This is a genomic window from Mesorhizobium sp. M1307, from assembly GCF_040318155.1.
Classification (GTDB): Bacteria; Pseudomonadota; Alphaproteobacteria; order Rhizobiales; family Rhizobiaceae; genus Mesorhizobium.
Window position 1 is genome coordinate 17,265 of sequence record NZ_JAMYLR010000025.1, and the last position, 18,787, is coordinate 36,051.

20 protein-coding genes and 2 pseudogenes are annotated in these 18,787 nt (G+C 61.5%); 10 read left to right on the forward strand and 12 right to left on the reverse strand.

Annotated elements, in window-relative coordinates; translation table 11 throughout:
- Positions 1-69 precede the first annotated feature (69 nt).
- From NKH16_RS23080 to NKH16_RS23110, 7 genes are all read right to left on the reverse strand, one after another.
- Complete coding sequence (locus tag NKH16_RS23080; RefSeq protein WP_352901927.1) at positions 70-840, reverse strand: hypothetical protein; 771 nt, start codon at positions 838-840, stop codon at positions 70-72.
- Complete coding sequence (locus NKH16_RS23085; RefSeq protein WP_352901930.1) at positions 837-1,715, reverse strand: hypothetical protein; 879 nt, start codon at positions 1,713-1,715, stop codon at positions 837-839. Before NKH16_RS23085 ends, NKH16_RS23080 begins: the two co-directional genes overlap by 4 nt.
- Positions 1,712-2,107: a phage holin family protein gene (locus tag NKH16_RS23090; protein WP_352901933.1), complete on the reverse strand. Its 396-nt coding sequence runs from the start codon at positions 2,105-2,107 to the stop codon at positions 1,712-1,714. The genes NKH16_RS23085 and NKH16_RS23090 overlap by 4 nt, the downstream gene beginning before the upstream one ends.
- Positions 2,108-2,111: 4 nt before the next feature.
- On the reverse strand, positions 2,112-2,627 hold the full coding sequence (locus tag NKH16_RS23095) for a hypothetical protein (RefSeq protein WP_352901936.1): 516 nt from the start codon (positions 2,625-2,627) through the stop codon (positions 2,112-2,114).
- A complete protein-coding gene (locus NKH16_RS23100; RefSeq protein ID WP_352901939.1) occupies positions 2,608-2,943 on the reverse strand; it encodes a transposase in 336 nt (111 codons plus the stop codon). The genes NKH16_RS23095 and NKH16_RS23100 overlap by 20 nt, the downstream gene beginning before the upstream one ends.
- A 144-nt stretch (positions 2,944-3,087) precedes the next feature.
- Positions 3,088-3,279 carry a hypothetical protein gene (locus NKH16_RS23105; RefSeq protein WP_352901942.1) on the reverse strand — a complete coding sequence of 64 codons (192 nt, stop codon included), beginning with the start codon at positions 3,277-3,279 and terminating at the stop codon, positions 3,088-3,090.
- Positions 3,280-3,292: 13 nt separating this feature from the next.
- Positions 3,293-4,342 carry a YihY/virulence factor BrkB family protein gene (locus tag NKH16_RS23110; RefSeq protein WP_352901944.1) on the reverse strand — a complete coding sequence of 350 codons (1,050 nt, stop codon included), beginning with the start codon at positions 4,340-4,342 and terminating at the stop codon, positions 3,293-3,295.
- A 346-nt stretch (positions 4,343-4,688) separates the two neighbouring features.
- Between NKH16_RS23110 and NKH16_RS23115 the strand changes: the two are divergent.
- Both NKH16_RS23115 and NKH16_RS23120 read left to right on the forward strand, forming a co-directional pair.
- Positions 4,689-5,018: pseudogene (locus NKH16_RS23115) on the forward strand (alpha/beta fold hydrolase); the annotation flags it as partial.
- A gap of 196 nt (positions 5,019-5,214) precedes the next feature.
- Entirely contained in the window at positions 5,215-5,451 is a 237-nt protein-coding gene (locus NKH16_RS23120; protein ID WP_352902016.1) for an alpha/beta fold hydrolase, read from the forward strand.
- Positions 5,452-6,370: 919 nt separating this feature from the next.
- On the opposite strand, the gene NKH16_RS23125 is transcribed toward NKH16_RS23120, so the two are convergent.
- From NKH16_RS23125 to NKH16_RS23140, 5 genes and pseudogenes are all read right to left on the reverse strand, one after another.
- Positions 6,371-6,580 carry a DUF982 domain-containing protein gene (locus tag NKH16_RS23125; protein WP_352901946.1) on the reverse strand — a complete coding sequence of 70 codons (210 nt, stop codon included), beginning with the start codon at positions 6,578-6,580 and terminating at the stop codon, positions 6,371-6,373.
- 308 nt (positions 6,581-6,888) lie between these two features.
- A complete protein-coding gene (locus tag NKH16_RS35055; RefSeq protein WP_502895030.1) occupies positions 6,889-7,101 on the reverse strand; it encodes a hypothetical protein in 213 nt (70 codons plus the stop codon).
- A 143-nt stretch (positions 7,102-7,244) separates the two neighbouring features.
- Positions 7,245-7,398 (reverse strand): annotated as a pseudogene (locus NKH16_RS23130) (diguanylate cyclase); the annotation flags it as partial.
- Between the two features lie 1,070 nt (positions 7,399-8,468).
- A complete protein-coding gene (locus NKH16_RS23135) occupies positions 8,469-8,807 on the reverse strand; it encodes a hypothetical protein (RefSeq protein ID WP_352457937.1) in 339 nt (112 codons plus the stop codon).
- Between the two features lie 955 nt (positions 8,808-9,762).
- Positions 9,763-9,981 carry a KTSC domain-containing protein gene (locus tag NKH16_RS23140; protein ID WP_023722567.1) on the reverse strand — a complete coding sequence of 73 codons (219 nt, stop codon included), beginning with the start codon at positions 9,979-9,981 and terminating at the stop codon, positions 9,763-9,765.
- 274 nt (positions 9,982-10,255) lie between these two features.
- Between NKH16_RS23140 and NKH16_RS23145 the strand changes: the two genes are divergently transcribed.
- From NKH16_RS23145 to trbJ, 8 genes are all read left to right on the forward strand, one after another.
- The gene (locus tag NKH16_RS23145) at positions 10,256-10,489 is read left to right on the forward strand and encodes a hypothetical protein (protein ID WP_352508341.1); all 234 of its coding nucleotides are present in this window, start codon (positions 10,256-10,258) and stop codon (positions 10,487-10,489) included.
- A gap of 982 nt (positions 10,490-11,471) precedes the next feature.
- A complete protein-coding gene (locus NKH16_RS23155) occupies positions 11,472-13,499 on the forward strand; it encodes a conjugal transfer protein TraG (RefSeq protein ID WP_352901948.1) in 2,028 nt (675 codons plus the stop codon).
- A 120-nt stretch (positions 13,500-13,619) separates the two neighbouring features.
- Positions 13,620-14,033, forward strand: a complete 414-nt coding sequence (locus NKH16_RS23160) for a CopG family transcriptional regulator (protein ID WP_352458763.1) — start codon at positions 13,620-13,622, stop codon at positions 14,031-14,033.
- The gene (gene trbB, locus NKH16_RS23165; protein ID WP_352772400.1) at positions 14,030-14,998 is read left to right on the forward strand and encodes a P-type conjugative transfer ATPase TrbB; all 969 of its coding nucleotides are present in this window, start codon (positions 14,030-14,032) and stop codon (positions 14,996-14,998) included. The genes NKH16_RS23160 and trbB overlap by 4 nt, the downstream gene beginning before the upstream one ends.
- 11 nt (positions 14,999-15,009) lie before the next feature.
- Entirely contained in the window at positions 15,010-15,318 is a 309-nt protein-coding gene (locus NKH16_RS23170; protein WP_023680310.1) for a TrbC/VirB2 family type IV secretion system protein, read from the forward strand.
- Positions 15,318-15,590: a VirB3 family type IV secretion system protein gene (locus NKH16_RS23175; RefSeq protein WP_023680309.1), complete on the forward strand. Its 273-nt coding sequence runs from the start codon at positions 15,318-15,320 to the stop codon at positions 15,588-15,590. Before NKH16_RS23170 ends, NKH16_RS23175 begins: the two co-directional genes overlap by 1 nt.
- Positions 15,584-18,034: a conjugal transfer protein TrbE gene (gene trbE, locus NKH16_RS23180; RefSeq protein ID WP_352901952.1), complete on the forward strand. Its 2,451-nt coding sequence runs from the start codon at positions 15,584-15,586 to the stop codon at positions 18,032-18,034. Before NKH16_RS23175 ends, trbE begins: the two co-directional genes overlap by 7 nt.
- Positions 18,031-18,756 (forward strand): P-type conjugative transfer protein TrbJ, encoded by a 726-nt coding sequence (trbJ, locus tag NKH16_RS23185; protein WP_352901955.1) that lies wholly within the window; start codon positions 18,031-18,033, stop codon positions 18,754-18,756. The genes trbE and trbJ overlap by 4 nt, the downstream gene beginning before the upstream one ends.
- Positions 18,757-18,787: the final 31 nt, after the last annotated feature.

An 18,787-nucleotide genomic window follows, 5' to 3' on the forward strand; every position in this document is an offset into this window, starting at 1 on the left:
ACTCGATAAATGTGAGCGCGGCATCATACTTTGCCTTCAGGACGACTGTTTCTCTGCAATGACCTCTGTCTACGCCCTTCCAGTTCGGTCGGTGTCCATCTGCTCATTCCGACGTCGTTGATAGGCAAAGCCGACAGCCGCGGCGACTGCCAAACCTGCTGCCGCCAGAAGGAGTTTGTCCTCGGTATGCTCATCGCGCGATGCGTCTTGGCGAGCTAACGACGCTTCATCGAAGGGCGCGGATGCTCTTGCGGCAGTCTCGCCCTCGTGCTGCCCATCGCCGCTACGGCGGATAGCGGCAGCCAGACGTTCTGTCTTCTCTTTAACAGTTTCCTTGGCCACGCCGGTCAACTCGGCAGCTTCGCGTTTTATTTTACCAGCCGTTTCAAGAGCGAAATCACTGACGCTTTCCGCCAAATCACTAGATTGCTCCTTCAGGCGCTCCTTGGCGTACGATAGGTGATCCACCTGCTGCTCGCCGGGTGGCCGGGCTGAATTGGTCCGCAACAAGCTGATCAATCCCGCTCCGACGAGTGCGGTTGCGATCGGCGGATGGCGGAGGAAACGCCACCCCAAACCGGCCCCAATCGCCAAAGCAGCGCTCGGATTGGCAGCCGCCTTGGCCTTGAGATCGTCAATAGTCGCCTGCGCCACCGATTGCATTGAGGCTCTTGCTTTCTCTACCAGCGCATCCTTTGCCTCAAGCGCTTCGTGTTTCAAATCATCGGTAAACTCGGAGAGCGTGTTTGGCGACCGAAGTGTCGACAAATCCTCGGCGAGCTTAGCCCGGGCAGCCTCAACTTCGTATTCAAGATGCTCAAGTTGCGGATCGGCCATCATAAATCTCTCTTGCCAACGGGGCGGGCAGGTTTGCTCGACCGAGGGTTGTCCGACCGCTGCGATTTGGCCGTTATTCCTTCCGAAGGGGTGGCGCTGCCCGGTTGCAGCTTGGCGGTGGATGGACCGCTCGATCCACTTGGGCTTGGCGAAGACGGCTGCACGGGTTCACTTGATTGCTCTTCTGATAAGGCACTCCCAAAGGCACCCGCAACGTCCCTTGCGACCTCCTTGAGGCCGTCCGAATTCAGCCCATGTTCCTCGGCGGCGCTTTTGAGCCGTTCGCCCGCCTTTGCTGTCGAGGACTTCAAGCGTTCCCCAGCTTTTTCAGCAGCATCCGTCAATCGCTCTCCTGCTGGGCCGAGCGTGCGCCTCTCGACATCGCTGGCCGGCAAAGCAGCAGCTATAGCGGCACCGGCTGCGAAGCCGGCCAGAACAAAAGCCAATGGCTGTTCTTCCACCATGCGGCCAATCGTGTCTTGGAACGTTGATTGGGCTTGCTGCACCACGCGCCCTGACTTCTCGGATACGGAGCGACCGGCCTGTTCTGCGTATGACGCGGCGGATGATGCGTACTGAGTTGCGGTTTCACTCACCTTCTCCCCAATGCCGGCTAAATTGTCGCGCATGGCCTCTGCTGTCTCGCTAGCCTCTTCCTGCGCTTTCGACGCCCCGCCGCTGGCGGTGCGTACGTGCGGAGCATTTTGGCGCCCGTCGTTTCCACGGGATTGCTCGCGATGCCCGGCACTTGAACCGCGGCTGCGCATTAGCAGCGCGCACCCTGCCGCGACGAGCAGAAGGCCTTCGGGATTGTTCCTAGCGGAGCTGAGAAGCCATTCTTTGGTTCCAAAATCCTGGACCTGTGAATTGCGGCTCATGTCAGTTGCTCCTTGGTTGTCGCAATATCCTGCTTTATTTGGCTTATGGAGTGTGTCGGCAGAAGTTCTTTTTGGGCATCAGCGCGGCCCTTATAGTAGGCGAAAGCAGCGGCGACGGCCGTTGCGGCCGCGACGATCAGACACGACCAGTGCAGGGCTATCCCTAAGCTGGCTATTCCAAGTACGACGGCTTGCATTAGAAGCAGAGCGGCGACCACTCCCAGCACGCCCGCAGCAGACATCCACACACCTGCTTGGAGCTTCGTTGAGACGTTGGCGGATAGCTCCGCATGCGCCAGGCGCAACTCTTTCTGAAAGAGGTCCGCGACGTCCCCCAACACTGCCGACAGTGCTTGAGGGAGAGGCGAATTCTTCAGTTGTTCCTGTGCCATCAGATCAGTTCGCTCCCTGCCGCCTTTCCTTGATGGACTCTGGTGCGGGAGGCGCGCTCTTCAGTGTGCGGAATGTCAAAAAACCCGCTACTGCGGCCAGCCCAAACACCAAACCCGGCTTGCGCCTCGCCAAATCGGACGCTGCAAGAACCAGCTGATCGACGGACCTGTCTCGCAGGTCGTCTGCGTATCCATCAAGCCTATTCGCGAAAGTGCGCACGACCCCAGCGACTATCGGTGCGTTTGCGTCGAGGTCCTCGGCCGCACGCTTAGTCGAACTCGCCAGTTGGCCCATCACCTCGGCGCCGCTGCCGACCTGACGGTCCAACATCTCCTTAACCTGATTGGTCACGGTGGACGCGCCACCAACGGCCGCCCGTTTGGCGGTTTCCGCTGCCCCTTGCGCTATGTCGGACGCTTTGGATAACGTGCCGCTTACGGTCGCTCCTATGTCTTCCGGGGTACCGTCACCAGCTCTTAGCGCAGTTGGGGGATGCCGTTCAGAATTCCGGTTGTTCATGGTTTCCTCCATTCGAGGAGCAAACGGAGGTAAGGCCCGTTGGTTCCCAATGAGTGACTATCTGGGGTGTCAAGTTGCGTTTGCGAACTCGTGGCGCGCATCGCGTGCTTTTGCATTGGGAATGATGGGTAGCTTGCGGGCGGGCGCAATGCGAATAATCATCTTTTCCTTTCCTGCCTGAAGGCGCGGGGGGATCATATCTGGCGACGGTGAGCGCGATGAGGAAGAGGATGGAGCGCGGACCTTTACGGCCGCCGCGCACAGGTCTTCGACCGCTGCGCCTGCCGCTGTCATTGGCGATCGGCGCCAAGCCCACGAGTTTGGCGATGGCCTTATTGGAAAGGTGTCAATCTCGGACAACTCGGCCATCAGGAGTACGCGGGGCCCTTGACCGAACCGAAGACCTGATCGAGACAGGCCCACAGCGGATCGTCGTCGATTAGCGAGGCGATCTCGCCCTTCAAGTCGGCGGCTCTGACGCTTGAGCAAACAATGACCTCGTCGAGGCTGGCGAGGTTTCGGCATCGGCGACGGTGCTTTTGCGTTGCTTCTGGATGGTGAGATCGCCAGTCACCTGGGCAAGCCGGGCGACCAGCGCCTTGAGCCGTTGCTGGGCCACGCTCGGCTGCAGCCGCTTGACGATGGCGTGCAAAGTGATCTGCGCGCTACGCGTTGCGCTCGTCCAAACGCGACTGCTGGTCGGCGGCATCGGCCGATCCGCCCAGTGTGTCGGCGACCGTGGCACCTCGCGCACCCATCGGCTGCTGCGCACCTGTTGTGGTGTCCATCGCTGTCTGATGCTCCATCTCGGAATTCAGCTCCGCACCTACAACCAGGACAATCACAGAAATCCAAGTCCACATCATCAAGCCGATGACTGCCCCAAGGGCTCCATACGTGGCGTTGTAGTTGGCGAAGTTTTCAAGATAATAGGAGAAGCCTATCGAGACTGCGATCCAGACCACAGCCGCGAGGAAGGCGCCCCATGTCGCCCATTGCCACTTTGCCCTTTCCCGGCTGGGCCCGTAGCGGTAAATCAGCGTGATCCCGACGCCCACCATGATCAGCATCATCGGCCACCGCAGGATCCGCACAAGGGCTTCGGTCCAGCCGCCGAGGTTCAGCAGCACAAGCATGGCCGGCACAATCCCCACCGAGATGATAAAGCCGATACCAATGAGGATGGCGCCAAGCGTGAAGCCCAAGGCCAGGAGATTCAGGTGGATGAAGCCGCGCTTTTCACTCTCCTCGTAGGCGATGTTCATGGCTTCGAATAGCGTCTTTATGCCGTTACTGGCGCTCCACAGTGCGACGGCAAGGCCGAAGATGAAGCCGAAGCTGAGCGCGCCAGCCTTCTGAGCGGCCAAGGACGCAAGCTGAGATCTGATAATATCCAGCCCTCCCGAAGGCAGTACGCCGCCAAGGAACGCAATGTGCTCAGCGATGGTCTGAGGATCGGCGACGAAACCGTAGATGGACACGAAGGCGGCAAGTGCTGGAAAGAGGGCAAGAAGCAGATAGAATGCGGCCCCGGCCGCGATAAGCATAACACGGTCCTCGGTGAGCTCAGCGAAGACCCGCCACAGCACGTCCTTCCAGCCGCGGCTGGGAATCTCTGACGGCCATTCGGCATTGCGTCCGCGGCTCTCCCGTTCGGCCCGCCGCTCAAGTTGCACTTGACCTTCGTAAGCGTCCTCGGTTGTTTTCTTCGACATGGCCGCCGGTCCGGAGCATCTTCTTCGCGGGGCAAACGTATAATAGCGCCAAAGGATGCAGGTGCAGACCTGCGCTTACAAATAAACATCCGCCGCCTGTACCAACACCTGCGCCATCCCCACTTGGCCCTTCGGCTCCCATGCCCATCTGGCGGAGGATGCGACGGCTGAGCGTGCATGTTGTCGGGACGACGCAGCCTGATCTAAATCCTCATTGCGCTGGATCACTTTAACGACACCCACGTTACCAGCCATGATCTCACTCGCGCCTGAACATCAGTTCGTCAACGCCGGAAGCATTCGGCTTCATGTCGTTCAGGCCGGGCCTGCCGAGGGTAAGCCGGTCATGCTCCTGCACGGGTTCCCGGACTTCTGGATCGGCTGGAGACGGCAGATCCGTACGCTCGCTTCCGCCGGATATCGGGTCATCGTTCCCGACCAGAGGGGCTACAACACCAGCGACAAGCCCGAGGGCATCCACGAGTACACGCTCCCCAAGCTCCTCGGCGATGTCGTCGCCCTGGCCGACGCGCTCGGCATCGGAAGGTTTCACCTCGTCGGCCATGACTGGGGCGGCATCGTCGCTTGGGCCGCCGGGGCAAACTTGCCTCATCGCCTGGACAAGCTCGTCATCCTGAATGCGCCCCATCCCGAGGTGCTGTTTACCCATGCCCTGCGATCTCCGACGCAGTTTCTGCGGAGCAGCTACGCGGTTTTCTTCCAGATCCCTTGCTGCCCGAAGCCGTTTTGGGTGCGCGCCGCTCGGCCTTGCTCGCACGAGCACTCAGGACATCCAGCCGGGCAGGCGCCTTCGAAGAAGAGGAGATTGCAGAATATCGGCAGGCCTGGGAGCGGCCGGGGCGCTGACCAACATGCTCAACTGGTATCGCGCCCTGCGCTTTCGCCCGAGCCTGAAGGAGCGGATCACGACGCCCACTCTTGTAATCTGGGGGATGCGGGACCAGGCTCTGGAATCCGGGCTGGCCAAGCGCAGTCTCGCCCTTTGCGACGATGGCCGCCTGCAGACTTTCGAGAAGGGGACGCATTGGGTTCAACGCGAAGAGAGCAACGAGGTGAATGCGGCGCTTCTGGCGTTCATGGAGGGCTGAGGAACTCAAAAATGAATAGAAACTGGGGGCAGCGTCAGATGGAGCCGGAGGAGGCCTGCAGGGCATTCCTGGCTGCTGCAAAAGAGGAGGGGACATTACAACTAGCTAAGTTGGATTGCGGTATAAGGTTCTATTGTCTCCGACCAACACCGCGCTTTGCGGAGCCCGCCGCCAGCAAGGACGGACCCCCGCCACAGCGGCTGCACATCCGAAGAACGACCGCTGCAACCTCTAAACCCGCGAGGGGCCTACATCGTTCCCCTATCCGCGCCTACAGCTGGGTTGGTCAACGGGCTCTTCCCGCCTAAGTTCCCCCTCATGGCACTCCACTGGTTATCCCCTCCGGTCTACGTCAGGGCCAACCGACCTGGGCTCACCTACGGGGTGAGCCACGTCAAGGGAGCCGCCGAGGAACATGAAGTGGCCGAAGAGGGGACCGAAGTGGAAGCTGGCGATCCAGTCCTGCGCCGACGCATTTTAGGGGCGGCTGACCCCGGTGGAGGTCCGTCAGGCCTTCGAGGCTGCTGCCAAAGAGGCCAAGACGTTCCTTCCTGCTGATTAGCCATCGAGAACGATGCAGAGTGCCCCTCTTTGCGAATGCCGACGCCGGCACAGTCCCGGTTATCTTCGGTTCTCGTGCCGACCTGGCTGAACCATCTGACGGCCACCACCAGATTAGTTGCCACCGCCGCGACTTGGGTCCTGGCTGTCCCGGACGAAGCCAGGGCCTTCTCACGTCCAGGCTAATAGCCCGTTTTGAGGCGTTTCGGCTGCCGCGGGAGAAGGCAGTATTTCGGGCTTCAAGTGGGGCGGCTCTTCAGTGTTAGCGAGGCCGGCATGACCTCACATCAGATCTTCAACCATCCGCGCAATTTTCCCCAGACCTGCGGTGGTCCCTCTTGTTCTAAGGAGTCCCTGTTCAGCCGCCGCCGCCTTGAAGGCCTCGAGCGCAGCTTGCTGGCTGCCAATGCCCGGCGAGGGACTCCTCGACCATTCGGATCGCGTTGAGCCGCCCCGGCTTTCCCATTCTAGGCCATGGTTGCTGAAGCACCTTCATTGCGTCGGCTATGGACGCGACCACCGTCAGGTTGCGATTGAGGCAGATTGTAATTGGACTGAAGGCCCGCATTCTTGTCGCTCCCCACGATTGAACGCAGCTAAACGCGAAGACAAGGGCAGTGGTTGCATGAATGTGGATTACCGCGAATTCAAAGAACCGCTGGCCGATTCGATTGAGGCTGAGCTGGCTCTCCTTGGGCCCGGCACTTTGCCTAGCCGGACCATCCTCTCGTCGTACAACAGGACCCGGCCGGCAAAAAGCATCTGTGCACCGTCCGACGCCGCGAACTATTTTTCGAGCTCGTCACGCCGCTTGCCCGACGGCTTCTCAAGCACACCGCGACGAATTCGACGGCTGTGAGGGAGGAGATGAAAAGATTATGGTCGTTTCGTTGGGCCGTCCTTTAGAGCAGGGGCTCCGAGGCGGTTTGTATCGAGCAGATGTCGCATCAGATCTTGACCTGGAGATCGGCTCCGGCAGCGGGATCGGCGCAGCGCGGCAAGGATGCCACGTTCCTTCGGCGGCTCACCGGCGATGGTCTGGCTGACGGCCCCGCGAAGGCGCGAAGCATCGAGGCCTTCTTCTGCCAGTCGGGCGAGCCAACTTTCTTTGGCTGGGAGGGCGGTGCAGTGCTTCGGCTCGGAACTGTTGACACATGCGCCAGACTGGCAGACCGGAAGCGGCGGCGTGCCCTGACGTCATGGAGACTAGCCTCGCTTCCGAAGCCGCAGATTGTGATCTCGTTGGCTATGCAGAGCATCCAGCCGTCGTTTTGATCCGTTTCCGTCATCCAGAGCCAGCGACCATCCATGATCCGTCTCAACCGCTTAAAAGCCGGTCTTGCCCCGCCGCGACTGTGTGGAAATCAGCCATGTTTCAAAGTCGGAATGCTGGACGAACTCGCCAAGGAACTGGAGCGACGCAAGCACTGCTTCGTTCGCTACGCCGACGACTGCCCTCTATGTTCGCAGCGAGCGTGCGGGCGCACGGGTGATGGCCAGCGTCGAACACTTCCTCGACAGGCGTCTGAAGCTGAGGGTCAAGATACGGAAGAGCGCGGGTCAGCTTGGGAGAGGAGCGTTTCATAGTCTGGTGGGGCCTAATTCGCCTCGTAGTCCTAGTGGTCACCTATCGGCGCTCACCGGTCCCCTGAAGCGCCGGATAAACGCTCCGCTCACTGACCCCCAGTTCCTTTGGCTATCGCTGTTCTGGTCATGCCCTCGGCATCCAACTTCACGATCTTGTCGCGCTTCCCCATCGCTGCTGGCTTCCGTCCTGGGTACTTGGTCTTGTCGCCTTTGACGGCATCGATCCCGATCCGTTGGCGCTCCAGCATGACGCTACGCTAAAGGCCATCCGCCAGTATCTGGCGCCCTTCTACAAGTGGCGGCAGGCCGAGATCGTGGCGACGGCCGAGCCGCTGATGCCTGGCCCCCAGGCCTTTATGCGCATCATCAGCCGGCGCGATCAGGCCAGACCTTTGATACGCCTGTTGTTGGCCTCCACGCTCATATCGGCGCAGCGGGCGCTCGACATCACTAGAGCTCATTGGCAAGCAGCCCGCCGATATACACTGGCCGTGTCCAGGCGTGGGCGTGGCCTTTCCGCTTGGGTATTAGGGTGCGGCCTGCCCGGTCGGCCGTCCCTCGATCGACCCTGAGTTGCTGATCCGCATGCGGATCGTCGGCAGCTCGTCCTCGACTCGATGCGCGAAGTCGTCGACGCCGTGCGCACCGGGAAGACAAGCCTGGAGCTGTAGCGGCCCCGCCTGTCCCGCCCCGGTGTCGTCGCTTCGCTGGCGCTAACGGTGAGACCGCATAGATCTGGTCCAGTATTTTCAGCATCAGAACGTTGAGCTGGCGGGAACTTGCTCGCCAGCCGAGTTGAGTTCAGGCGGTGGTCGGGGGAGATCAGCCAGCCACACGCTGGTGATTCCCAACCTGAGCCGATGTGCCAATCAGCAACCTTCGTCGGTCTTTTTCACCTGGCCGGGCGCGGCGGTGTTGGCTGTCGTGTCCTGCTGACCAGGCGCCGCCTGCTGAGCGCTGCCAGTCTGCTGGCCGGGCGCGCAGTCTCTGGCCGAGTTCGGATTTGTGGTGCCGCTGGTGGTGGTCGTGTCGGTGCCCTGATCGCCGGACATGTTGGTCCCGCTGCTGGTCGTGCCGGTGCCCTGATCCGTCGTGCTGGGCATGGTTGTGGTGGTCGAGGTTCCGCTCGAAGTTCCGCTCGTCGTCTGGGCAAAGGAAAGCCCGGCCGACACCGCCAGCACGGCCGAAGCCAAAAGGATGCGTTTCATCTTCTTTCTCCTTTCTGAATGCGCGGGATGCGCCTGGCCAAATCGAACAGGCAGACAGAAGGAGTGTTCCCCGATGAAGTTCAACTTTTGTAACTCTGGTCGTAGGTCAGCCTTAGGATGGCCGGCGTATATTAGAAGCCTCTTGAAGAAGACACTGCCCGCACCAGAATCCATGGCATGGCTCGGGGAATAGGCATTGGTGACCAAGTGGCGATTACTGCCACGGTTCGAAGGCGGATAACAGAGGACCGCGTAAGCGTCTCTATCCCAGGTTACGAGTTCCCACATTCCATCATCGACCACACCAAGGTGAACCGAGGCCAGCAAATTGACCTGAAAGGCGAGGTCACGCGCATCGACGAGGACACCGCGACGATCGACCTCGGGCCACTAGTCACGGTCGACCGTGACAAGCGAGAAATATCGGCCGCCAAACCGACGAAAGGCACTTGTCGTTGCCCCGGATTAGAACCGACAACATCGCGACGGGCTATGAGGGCAGGCCGCATGACGGGCCGGTAGAGGACGAGTCGAAGCACTTGGTCTACTGCCCAGTCTGCGGCCAAACGTTCGACGCGCGCGATCTTGGACAGGTCTTCCACCACGCTGAGCCGCAGCACCAGCCGCTTCCGGTCGAGCAATAGTCCACTAGTTGAGCTCCGGCGGCAAACCGACGTTGAGACCCTTCAGCGCCAGCGACGTACGTTGGATGAGAAAGGGTGCTGCGTGCACCGCGCCTTCCCCGCGCGCCGATGTTCCACCTGGACCGCAAAAAAGTCCCGCCGCACTGCCAGAACGGCGGGACCGATCAAACGCTTTGCACCAGGCGGGGGGATGCGGGGGGTGGGCTTGCCAAGTGAGCGCGGACCGTAACCAACCCTAAGCGCCACAGCGGCAACGCGTCCACCAACCGCCGGTTGGAGCGACAGGACGATTGAGCCGCCGGCAGGTCAGGTCATCCCGGGTCGCTATCGCTCGCAACCAGACGGTAGCGGAAATTGTTGCGGATGTGGTCGTTGAAATAGCGGCCCTTGGCGAACGCGGCCCGGAACGCGGCAAAGGTTTCCGGCGGTACCCCCTCAAACTCGTACCGTTTACCGCTGGCGACGAACCACACCGAGAGGGTCCTTCTATCCAGATCATATTCCATCTTGCGGATCGAAGTAGATGGCATGAGCACCACAGGCCGAGGCCCGCGCCCTTGCGGGGAGCGCGGGCCGATCGGGATACCGATCTGCAGCAATACCTGGAGGGGGAGGATTCGCTGCGTGCACCGAACTTTCGCGGCGGTCCCGTGTTCCCAATCGAGATACACAAAAAGCTGGCTGCACCTTTCGGCATCACGCGGACGTTGGATTTGTGAGAAAGCGCGAGCGTCAATACTAACTTCTGGTGATGGAATTTTCCCGTGAGATAGGCACGCTCCACGGCGAAAGGAGTGCCCCGCCATGACCGTCCTCGCCTACAACCTTGCCAATGACATCGAAGGATTGTGGAGGGTCGTCTTCGTGCCGGACGAACTGCATCTGTATGTGGAATTCAGCCAGCCAGACGCCGACACAAACCCGGCTGATTGGATGAGCGTTGATGATTTCCTTGCATGGCGGCCGAAAGGCGCACTCCACGAGCGAGCGCGCGACAGCTTGGTTTCGCTCATTTGCAAGGCGCTGACAGGGCGATGAGACAAGGGAAACCCGCACCGAGATCCCGTGCGAGCGCCGCGAGTGGGCCTAGGGCCCCACAAGCCAGTGCCACCCCGCCGCCGGCAAACCGCGGCGGGCGAGTGCCTCGGGGACACGATGGTAGATCGCCAATGCGTTTATGGGTGTGGCCTTAAGTCGCAAACTATTGGCTTCAGAAGCAGGGCGTCGGGCTTCATTGACGGTGCTGCCAACACCATATGGTGATCCATAGCCTCCCAAACGAGAGAAGCTCGCCCCTGATGGGTCGCACTGCGGCCGTCAGCCGGCAATTGCTGTGAACTAGGAAACCATCATGATGCCTGAAAATATCAGACCAACTTCGCGAGACGTCCCCCTCATTCAGCTAGGCCTCTATCAGTGCCGCTTCCCGGTGAGCGAAGACGCTTCTGTACCCGGCGGTTATCGTTTTTGTGCTGGGCCAACTTCGCCGGATCGCGTCTACTGCGATCACCACCACCACATTGTGACCGCCGTGGACCCTCGTCGAGCCCGTTCGGGGGGTCTTCACCTCGCTCAACGACGCGCCGCGTAAGCCTGGCTGGCGGCGGCCTCCCGGCCAGGCGCTATGCGCTCCAAGGCCGCCTTGGCTACGACCTTTCCGTCGGCTCGGTCTGGCCCATCCTCCCTTATGCCGTCTTCGCCGATGTATCCCCCGTCGCCCGATTGAGAACGACGACTTCTCGCCGAGCCCTTCAGCTCGCTACTCGCACAAACGCGTCGGCTCCAAAGGTTTGTCTGTCAGCACATCTTCAATGTGCCCGCGCCTGAAGCCCCAACATCTTCTGCGACCAAACCGCGTACCTGGCACCGCCGATCGGTTGCTGCGGCGGATTTTCGCTGTTCGCAGCTGAACAATGCCTATCAACCTTGTCATCGCACCTAGTCGCATGTAGCGGCCGTTTGAATTCTCATCGCTCGGCGCGATGTTTGGTCCGTCTGGCCAGAAGAGCGGAGCAAGCCATTGACACCCACGAAGTTGCTGATTGGGCAGATCGCTGTCGTATTCGCAATTGTCATTCTTGGCGTGTGGACTGCAACCCAATGGTGCGCCCACATGCTCTCCTATCAGCCGTCACTCGGCCCACCATGGTTTGTGACAGTCGGCTGGCCGATCTACCAGCCGTGGAAGCTGTTCGAATGGTGGTTCCAATTTGACGCCTATGCGCCTGAGGTCTTTGACAAGGCTGGCATACTTGCCGGAGCCAGTGGGTTCCTGGGCTGTGCCGCCGCGATAGCTGGGTCCCTCTGGCGCGCACGGCAGCGGGGGTTGGTCACCACCTATGGGTCCTCACGATGGGCCATGAAGCTGGAAATCGAGAAGGCGGGGCTGTTTCAGCCGGCCGGCGTTTTCCTTGGCGGACTGAATTATCGCTATCTGCGCCATGACGGACCGGAACACGTCATGGCCTTTGCGCCGACACGTTCGGGCAAGGGCGTCGGACTCGTTGTTCCAACCCTTCTTTCCTGGACCGGCTCGGCCGTCATTCACGACATCAAAGGCGAGAACTGGCAGCTGACCTCTGGCTGGAGGTCGAAGTTCTCGCACTGTCTCTTGTTCAATCCGACCGATCCGAGATCGGCGCGGTACAACCCGCTGCTGGAAGTGCGCAAAGGTCCAGATGAGGTCCGCGACGTTCAGAACATCGCCGACATTCTCGTCGATCCGGAAGGCGCGCTGGAACGGCGGAACCATTGGGAGAAGACCAGTCATTCACTTCTAGTTGGCGCCATCTTGCACGTGCTCTACGCCGAAGAGGAAAAGACACTCGCCCGTGTCGCCACCTTCCTGTCGGACCCGCAACGCTCATTCGCTGCGACACTGCAGCGGATGATGACCACCAACCACCTCGGCACGGTGGACAAGCCCCAGGTCCATCCGGTCGTAGCCTCGGCGGCTCGTGAGGTGCTGAACAAGTCAGAGAACGAGCGCTCAGGCGTTCTCTCGACCGCCATGTCGTTTCTCGGGCTCTATCGTGATCCAACGGTGGCCGCGGCAACATCGGCCTGCGACTGGCGCATTGCCGACCTTGTGGATGCCGAGCGACCGATGTCGCTGTATCTGGTCGTGCCGCCGTCGGATATCTCGCGCACTAAGCCCCTGGTGCGATTGGTGCTCAATCAAATCGGCCGGCGGCTGACCGAGCGCCTGGAGGGCGATCCAAAGAAGAGCCGCAAGCATCAGCTCCTGATGATGCTGGATGAATTTCCGGCGCTCGGTCGGCTCGACTTCTTCGAGACTGCGCTCGCCTTCATGGCAGGCTACGGCATCCGCGCTTATCTGATAGCGCAATCGTTGAACCAAATCTCCAAGGCCTATGGCGAGAACAACGCCATTCTCGACAATTGCCATGTGCGGATTGCCTTTTCCTCAAATGACGAGCGCACGGCCAAACGCATCTCGGACGCGCTCGGTACCGCGACGGAACTCAGATCGATGCGTAACTATGCCGGCCATCGGTTGGCGCCCTGGTTGTCCCACGTCATGGTAAGCCGCCAAGAGACCGCTCGCCCCCTGCTGACGCCGGGTGAGGTGATGCAGTTGCCGCAGGCTGACGAACTAATCCTGGTTTCGGGATTGCCGCCGATTCGCGCCAAGAAGTTGCGTTATTACCAGGATCCGAATTTCACGGAGCGAGTGCTGCCTTCGCCGGTGCTGCGCGACGGTGCCTACGCGGATCGGCCCACGTCGCGCCCGGACGATTGGAGCGGACAGGTGCGCGGCGTGGATCGGAGTCTTGCTGGCGACGACGACAGTGCCGGCGCGGCAATCGAAGACGGAGGTGTCCAGCAGCAGCGCCATCCGGGCCTGCCCGAAGAACGGACCCTCGTCGCCCAGGAGCCTGATCATGGCGATCTGTTCACGCCCGCAGACGATGACTGCGAGACGCTCGCCGACAAGCGCGTCATGGATCGGATTTCCACCGCAGCACGTGCGTACGGCCTCAATGAGGGAATGGGCGACGACAAGGACATCGTGCCCGGCTTCTGAACGGCGCGCCATACGCGGGCGCATCTCAGCGTAGATAACGGCCGTAAGCGATTTCGAGGATCTCGACGATGCTCGTTCCCGTCGCCGGTGCATCAGCGCCGGTCAGAGGGAACAAGCAGCATGAAGCCCCACCGCATTCGTCACCAGTTTTTGCTTGGACCCGAGTTGAGCGAGAAGCTGGAGAACCTCAGCCGCAATCCATCGACCACCAAATCGGCCATTGTGGCGCACGCGGTCGAGGCCTTTATCGAGCGGCGTGGGGAGAATGAACTCGACCACCGCTACGGCAAGAGGCTCGACCGTCTTTCCCGTGACCTCGGACATGTCAGGCGCGATGTCGAGATGATCCTGGAGAGCCTGGCGCTCTTCATCCGCTTTTCGATCACGCTTCATGCTCACACGCCGGTGCCGGACAAGGCGACGCAAGCGATTGCCCAGGAGCGCTTCGAGAAGTTCGTCGAACAAGTCGGCCGCCAAATCGCTTCCGGGAAACGGTCACTTGGCACCGACGATCGCAGGGGAGGGGAAGGATGAGTTCTCATCCGGAAGCCGACCATCGCCGCCGCGCCATGCTGCGCACCGCCATGGGTCCGGCGATCACCGAAGCCCTTGCCGATCCGACCGTCATCGAGGTGATGGTCAATCCCGACGGTGCGCTGCGGCTCGACCGGTTGGGTGAAGGCCGGGTCGACATCGGCGTGCACATGCATCCTTCTGAGGCCGAACGCATCATCCGCCTGGTCGCCTCCCACGTGCGCGCCGAGGCGCATGCGGACAATCCGATTGTCAGCGCCGAATTGCCATCGGGCGAGCGCTTCGAGGGTCTGCTGCCGCCTGTCGTGCTGGGGCCATGCTTCGCCATCCGAAAGCCTGCGGCGAAACTCTACACGTTGGCCGACTATGTCGCCGACCGGGTCATGCTGCCGCTGCAGGCCGATGCGCTGAAGAAGGCGGTCCGCGAGCGGCGCAACATCCTGGTCGCCGGCGGCACGTCGTCGGGCAAGACAACACTTGCCAATGCGCTGCTGGCACAAGCCGCCGATTGCGACGAGCGGGTGATCCTGATCGAGGACACGCGCGAACTGCAATGCGCGGCGAAGGATTGCGTTGCCTTGAGGACGAGGCGGGGGTCGGTCACGCTCGCCGATCTCGTGCGCTCGACCCTGCGGCTCAGACCCGACCGCATCATCGTGGGCGAAGTCAGGGGCGCGGAAGCCCTGGACATGCTGAAGGCATGGAACACCGGGCATCCCGGCGGCATCGCAACGGTTCACGCCAATTCGGCGCGCTCCGCTCTCTACCGTATCGAGCAGCTCGCCCAGGAAGCCGTCGTCACCGTTCCCCGCCGCCTCATCGCTGATGCGGTAGATCTGATCGTCTTCATCGCTGGGCGCGGATCCTCGCGCCGCATTGACGCGATCGCTGAGGTCACCGGTCTCGACAGCAGCGGTGATTACGCCGTTACCCCGCTCACGCTTCCGCAACTCCAGCAGTTTTGAAAGGTCACCTCATGCTCAAGAAGCTTCGCTTCCTTTCGTCCACCGCGCTCGCGTTTCTTCTCACCGTCCCGGCCCACGCAGCGGGCTCCGGCATGCCTTGGGAACAGCCGCTGCAGCAGATCCTTGAGTCGGTCCAGGGACCGGTCGCCAAGATCGTCGCGGTGATCATCATCATCACCACCGGCCTGACCCTTGCTTTCGGCGACACGGCAGGCGGTTTTCGCCGGCTGATCCAGATTGTCTTCGGCCTGTCGATCGCCTTCGCGGCATCGAGCTTCTTTCTCTCCTTCTTCTCCTTCGGCGGCGGGGCACTCGTCTGATGGCCACCGGAGAGCAGCATATCGAGGGTTTCGAAGTCCCCGTTCACAGGGCATTGACTGAGCCGATCCTGCTGGGCGGCGCGCCGCGAGCGGTGGCGATCCTCAACGGCACGGTGGCCGCGGCAATAGGCCTTGGCCTGCAGCAGTGGATCGCCGGACTGGCGCTCTGGATCGCCGGCCACACCCTCGCGGTCTTTGCCGCTCGCCGCGATCCGGACTTCGCCAGCGTGCTTGTCCGTCATCTTCGCCTGAAGGGGTGGCTTGCATGCTGAACCTTTCGGAGTATCGCGGCAAAGCCGATCGGCTTGCCGATCATCTGCCCTGGGCCGCTTTGGTCGCGCCCGGCATCGTGCTCAATAAAGACAGTAGCTTCCAGCGAACCTTCCGGTTCCGTGGCCCCGACCTTGAAAGCGCGACCGAAGCCGAGTTGGTCGGCATCTGCGCACGAGCTAACAATGCGCTACGAAGGTTGGGCTCCGGATGGGGGTTGTTTTTCGAGGCCGAGCGCGTTGAAGCGCTGGGCTATCCGAGCTCGGCTTTTCCCGATGCTGCCTCATGGCTGGTCGATGAGGAACGGCGCGCGGCCTTCGAGGGCAAGGTCGCGCACTTCGAGAGTCGCTATCATCTGACCTTGGTCTTCATGCCGGCGCCAGATGGCCAGGCGCGGGCGGAAAGCGCACTGGTCGACTCGCATCACTCGGGAGGGGCTAGAGACTGGCGCCAGGAGCTGGCGTGGTTTCGCGACGAGACCGACCGCGTCCTGGATTTGCTGTCCGGCTTCATGCCGGAAGTGCGCGCCCTCGATGATGCCGAGACGCTAACCTATCTGCACGGCACAATCTCGACCTACCGCCATCCGGTCGCCATGCCGGAAACGCCAATGTATCTCGACGGTGTTCTGGTTGACGCGCCGCTTACCGGCGGCCTGGAGCCGATGCTGGGTGAGCAGCATCTGTGCACCCTCACCGTTCTTGGTTTCCCGAACGTCACCCGGCCAGGGATCCTCGACGCGCTCAACCATCAGGATTTCGCCTACCGCTGGATGACGCGCTTCATCCCGCTCGACAAGCCGGAAGCCACAAAGACACTGACCCGGTTGCGCCGTCAGTGGTTTGCCAAGCGCAAATCGGTCGCAGCTATCCTGCGCGAGGTCGTGACCAACGAACCCGTCCCTCTCGTCGATAGTGACGCCGACAACAAGGCGCTCGATGCGGATGCCGCCCTTCAGGCATTGGGCGGCGATCACGTCGGCTTCGGCTATCTCACCACAACGGTGACGGTATGGGACCAGGACCGGCAGGCCGCCGCGGAAAAGCTCCGAGCGGTTGAGCGCATAGTCAATGGGCTCGGCTTCACCACGATCCGTGAAAGCATCAACGCGGTCGAGGCGTGGCTCGGCTCGTTGCCCGGTCATGTCTACGCTAACGTTCGCCAGCCGCTCGTTCACACGCTGAATCTTGCCCATGTCATGCCGCTGTCGTCGGCGTGGGCCGGTCCGGTGGACAACGAGCATCTCGCCAACGTGACTGGGACCGAATCCCCGCCGCTTCTCTTCGCAGAGACCAACGGGTCGACACCGTTTCGGCTTTCCACCCACGTCGGCGATGTCGGCCACATGCTGGTCGTTGGGCCGACCGGTGCCGGCAAGTCGGTTCTGCTCGCGCTAGTCGCTCTGCAGTTTCGACGCTATGCCGGGGCGCAGGTCTATGTCTTCGACAAGGGCAATTCGGCTCGTGCGGCAACACTGGCCATGGGCGGAGAACACCACGCGCTGGGCGCGGATGGTGCGCTTGCCTTCCAGCCACTGAGCAATATCGGCGACCAGACTACTCGCAGCTGGGCGGCGGAATGGATCGCCGGCCTCGTTGCCCATGAGAATGTCAGCGTTACGCCGGAGGTAAAGGAGGCGATCTGGTCGGCACTCATCAGCCTTGCGACTGCGCCGGTGCAGGAACGCACGCTGACGGGCCTGTCGGTTCTGCTTCAGTCCAATGGGCTCAAGGCCGCGTTGATGCCCTACACGCTCGACGGTCCCTTCGGCCGGCTGCTCGATGCCGATGAAGATCGGCTGGCTTTGTCGGATGTGCAGTGTTTCGAGACCGAAGAGCTGATGCACAGCCAAGGCGCTGTGCTCCCGGTGCTCACCTATCTGTTCCATCGTCTCGAGGAGCGGTTCGACGGACGGCCGACGCTGCTGATGCTCGACGAGGCGTGGGTCTATCTCGACAACCCTCTCTTTGCCGCCCGCATCCGCGAATGGCTGAAGGTGCTGCGAAAGAAGAACGTCTCCGTCATTTTCGCCACGCAGTCACTTGCAGACATCGCTGCCTCGTCGATCGCGCCGGCAATCATCGAGAGCTGCCCACAGCGCATTTTTCTTCCCAATGACCGTGCCGTGGAACCGCAGGTGCGGGCAGCCTATGAGTGCTTCGGCCTGAACGAGCGGCAAATCGAATTGGTCGCCCGTGCCACACCGAAGCGCCAGTATTATCTGCAGTCGCGCCGCGGCAACCGCCTCTTCGAGCTCGGGCTCGGCCCGATCGCTCTTGCGCTCTGCGGCGCCTCTGATCCGGCCACGCAGACCCTGATCGACAAGGTGCTGTCAGAGCACGGACAGGAGGGCTTTGCCGCCCGGCTTCTGATTGCGCGCGGCCTCGATTGGGCTGCCGAGCTTCTCCAGCAATTCCCTCAACCAGACAAGGAGCAATCGTCATGATGCGGCGCCGCCTTCTCACCAGCCTGATCACCGTTTCCCTGATCGCAAAACCAATGGCCGACTACGTCCAGCCGGCCCACGCCCTGATCGTGTTCGATCCGTCGAATTATGCGCAGAACGTGCTGACAGCGGCACGTTCCCTGGAGCAGATAAACAACCAGATCCAGTCGCTTCAGAACCAGGCGACGATGCTGCAGAACATGGCGCGGCACCTTCAGCGCCTGGATTTTTCTTCCGTGGGCCAGCTCACAGGTTCGCTCCAACAGATCGACGGCCTGATGACCCAGGCCAGCGGCCTGAGCTTCGATCTCGACAAGCTTCAGAACCAGTGGCGTGTGCAATATCCGGAAAGCTACGACGCCACAATCGAGGTCAGCGATGTGGCGAGCGCCGCGCGCGAGCGCTGGCAAAACGCCATGCAGGCGTTCCGCCAAACCATGAGCGCGCAGTCGCAGATCGTGGAGAACGTGCGGGCCGACGGCGACCTGCTCACCGATCTCGTCAACCGCAGTCAGGGCGCGGCAGGTGCCCTTGAGGCAAGCCAGGCCACCAATCAGCTGATCGCGCTTTCGACCAAGCAGCAGATGCAGATCCAGACGCTGCTCGCGACCCAGTTCCGTGCTGAAGCCGAAGATGCTGCCCGCAAGGCGCAGTCCGAGGAAGCCGCCCGCGAGACGACGAAGCGTTTCCTGGGCACCGGTACGGCCTATCCCGGCAACTGATCAGCAGTTCTTCAAGACAACGAGGAAGACG

What these genes read in the sequence shown, in the direction of transcription:
- NKH16_RS23080 (WP_352901927.1), bottom strand. Translation starts at nt 840, where the DNA reads ATGATGGCCGATCCGCAACTTGAGCATCTTGAATACGAAGTTGAGGCT.
- NKH16_RS23085 (WP_352901930.1), bottom strand. Translation starts at nt 1,715, where the DNA reads ATGAGCCGCAATTCACAGGTCCAGGATTTTGGAACCAAAGAATGGCTT.
- NKH16_RS23090 (WP_352901933.1), bottom strand. Translation starts at nt 2,107, where the DNA reads ATGGCACAGGAACAACTGAAGAATTCGCCTCTCCCTCAAGCACTGTCG.
- NKH16_RS23095 (WP_352901936.1), bottom strand. Translation starts at nt 2,627, where the DNA reads ATGAACAACCGGAATTCTGAACGGCATCCCCCAACTGCGCTAAGAGCT.
- NKH16_RS23110 (WP_352901944.1), bottom strand. Translation starts at nt 4,342, where the DNA reads ATGTCGAAGAAAACAACCGAGGACGCTTACGAAGGTCAAGTGCAACTT.
- NKH16_RS23120 (WP_352902016.1), top strand. Translation starts at nt 5,215, where the DNA reads ATGCTCAACTGGTATCGCGCCCTGCGCTTTCGCCCGAGCCTGAAGGAG.
- NKH16_RS23125 (WP_352901946.1), bottom strand. Translation starts at nt 6,580, where the DNA reads ATGCGGGCCTTCAGTCCAATTACAATCTGCCTCAATCGCAACCTGACG.
- NKH16_RS23135 (WP_352457937.1), bottom strand. Translation starts at nt 8,807, where the DNA reads ATGAAACGCATCCTTTTGGCTTCGGCCGTGCTGGCGGTGTCGGCCGGG.
- NKH16_RS23140 (WP_023722567.1), bottom strand. Translation starts at nt 9,981, where the DNA reads ATGCCATCTACTTCGATCCGCAAGATGGAATATGATCTGGATAGAAGG.
- NKH16_RS23145 (WP_352508341.1), top strand. Translation starts at nt 10,256, where the DNA reads ATGACCGTCCTCGCCTACAACCTTGCCAATGACATCGAAGGATTGTGG.
- NKH16_RS23160 (WP_352458763.1), top strand. Translation starts at nt 13,620, where the DNA reads ATGAAGCCCCACCGCATTCGTCACCAGTTTTTGCTTGGACCCGAGTTG.
- trbB (WP_352772400.1), top strand. Translation starts at nt 14,030, where the DNA reads ATGAGTTCTCATCCGGAAGCCGACCATCGCCGCCGCGCCATGCTGCGC.
- NKH16_RS23170 (WP_023680310.1), top strand. Translation starts at nt 15,010, where the DNA reads ATGCTCAAGAAGCTTCGCTTCCTTTCGTCCACCGCGCTCGCGTTTCTT.
- NKH16_RS23175 (WP_023680309.1), top strand. Translation starts at nt 15,318, where the DNA reads ATGGCCACCGGAGAGCAGCATATCGAGGGTTTCGAAGTCCCCGTTCAC.
- trbE (WP_352901952.1), top strand. Translation starts at nt 15,584, where the DNA reads ATGCTGAACCTTTCGGAGTATCGCGGCAAAGCCGATCGGCTTGCCGAT.
- trbJ (WP_352901955.1), top strand. Translation starts at nt 18,031, where the DNA reads ATGATGCGGCGCCGCCTTCTCACCAGCCTGATCACCGTTTCCCTGATC.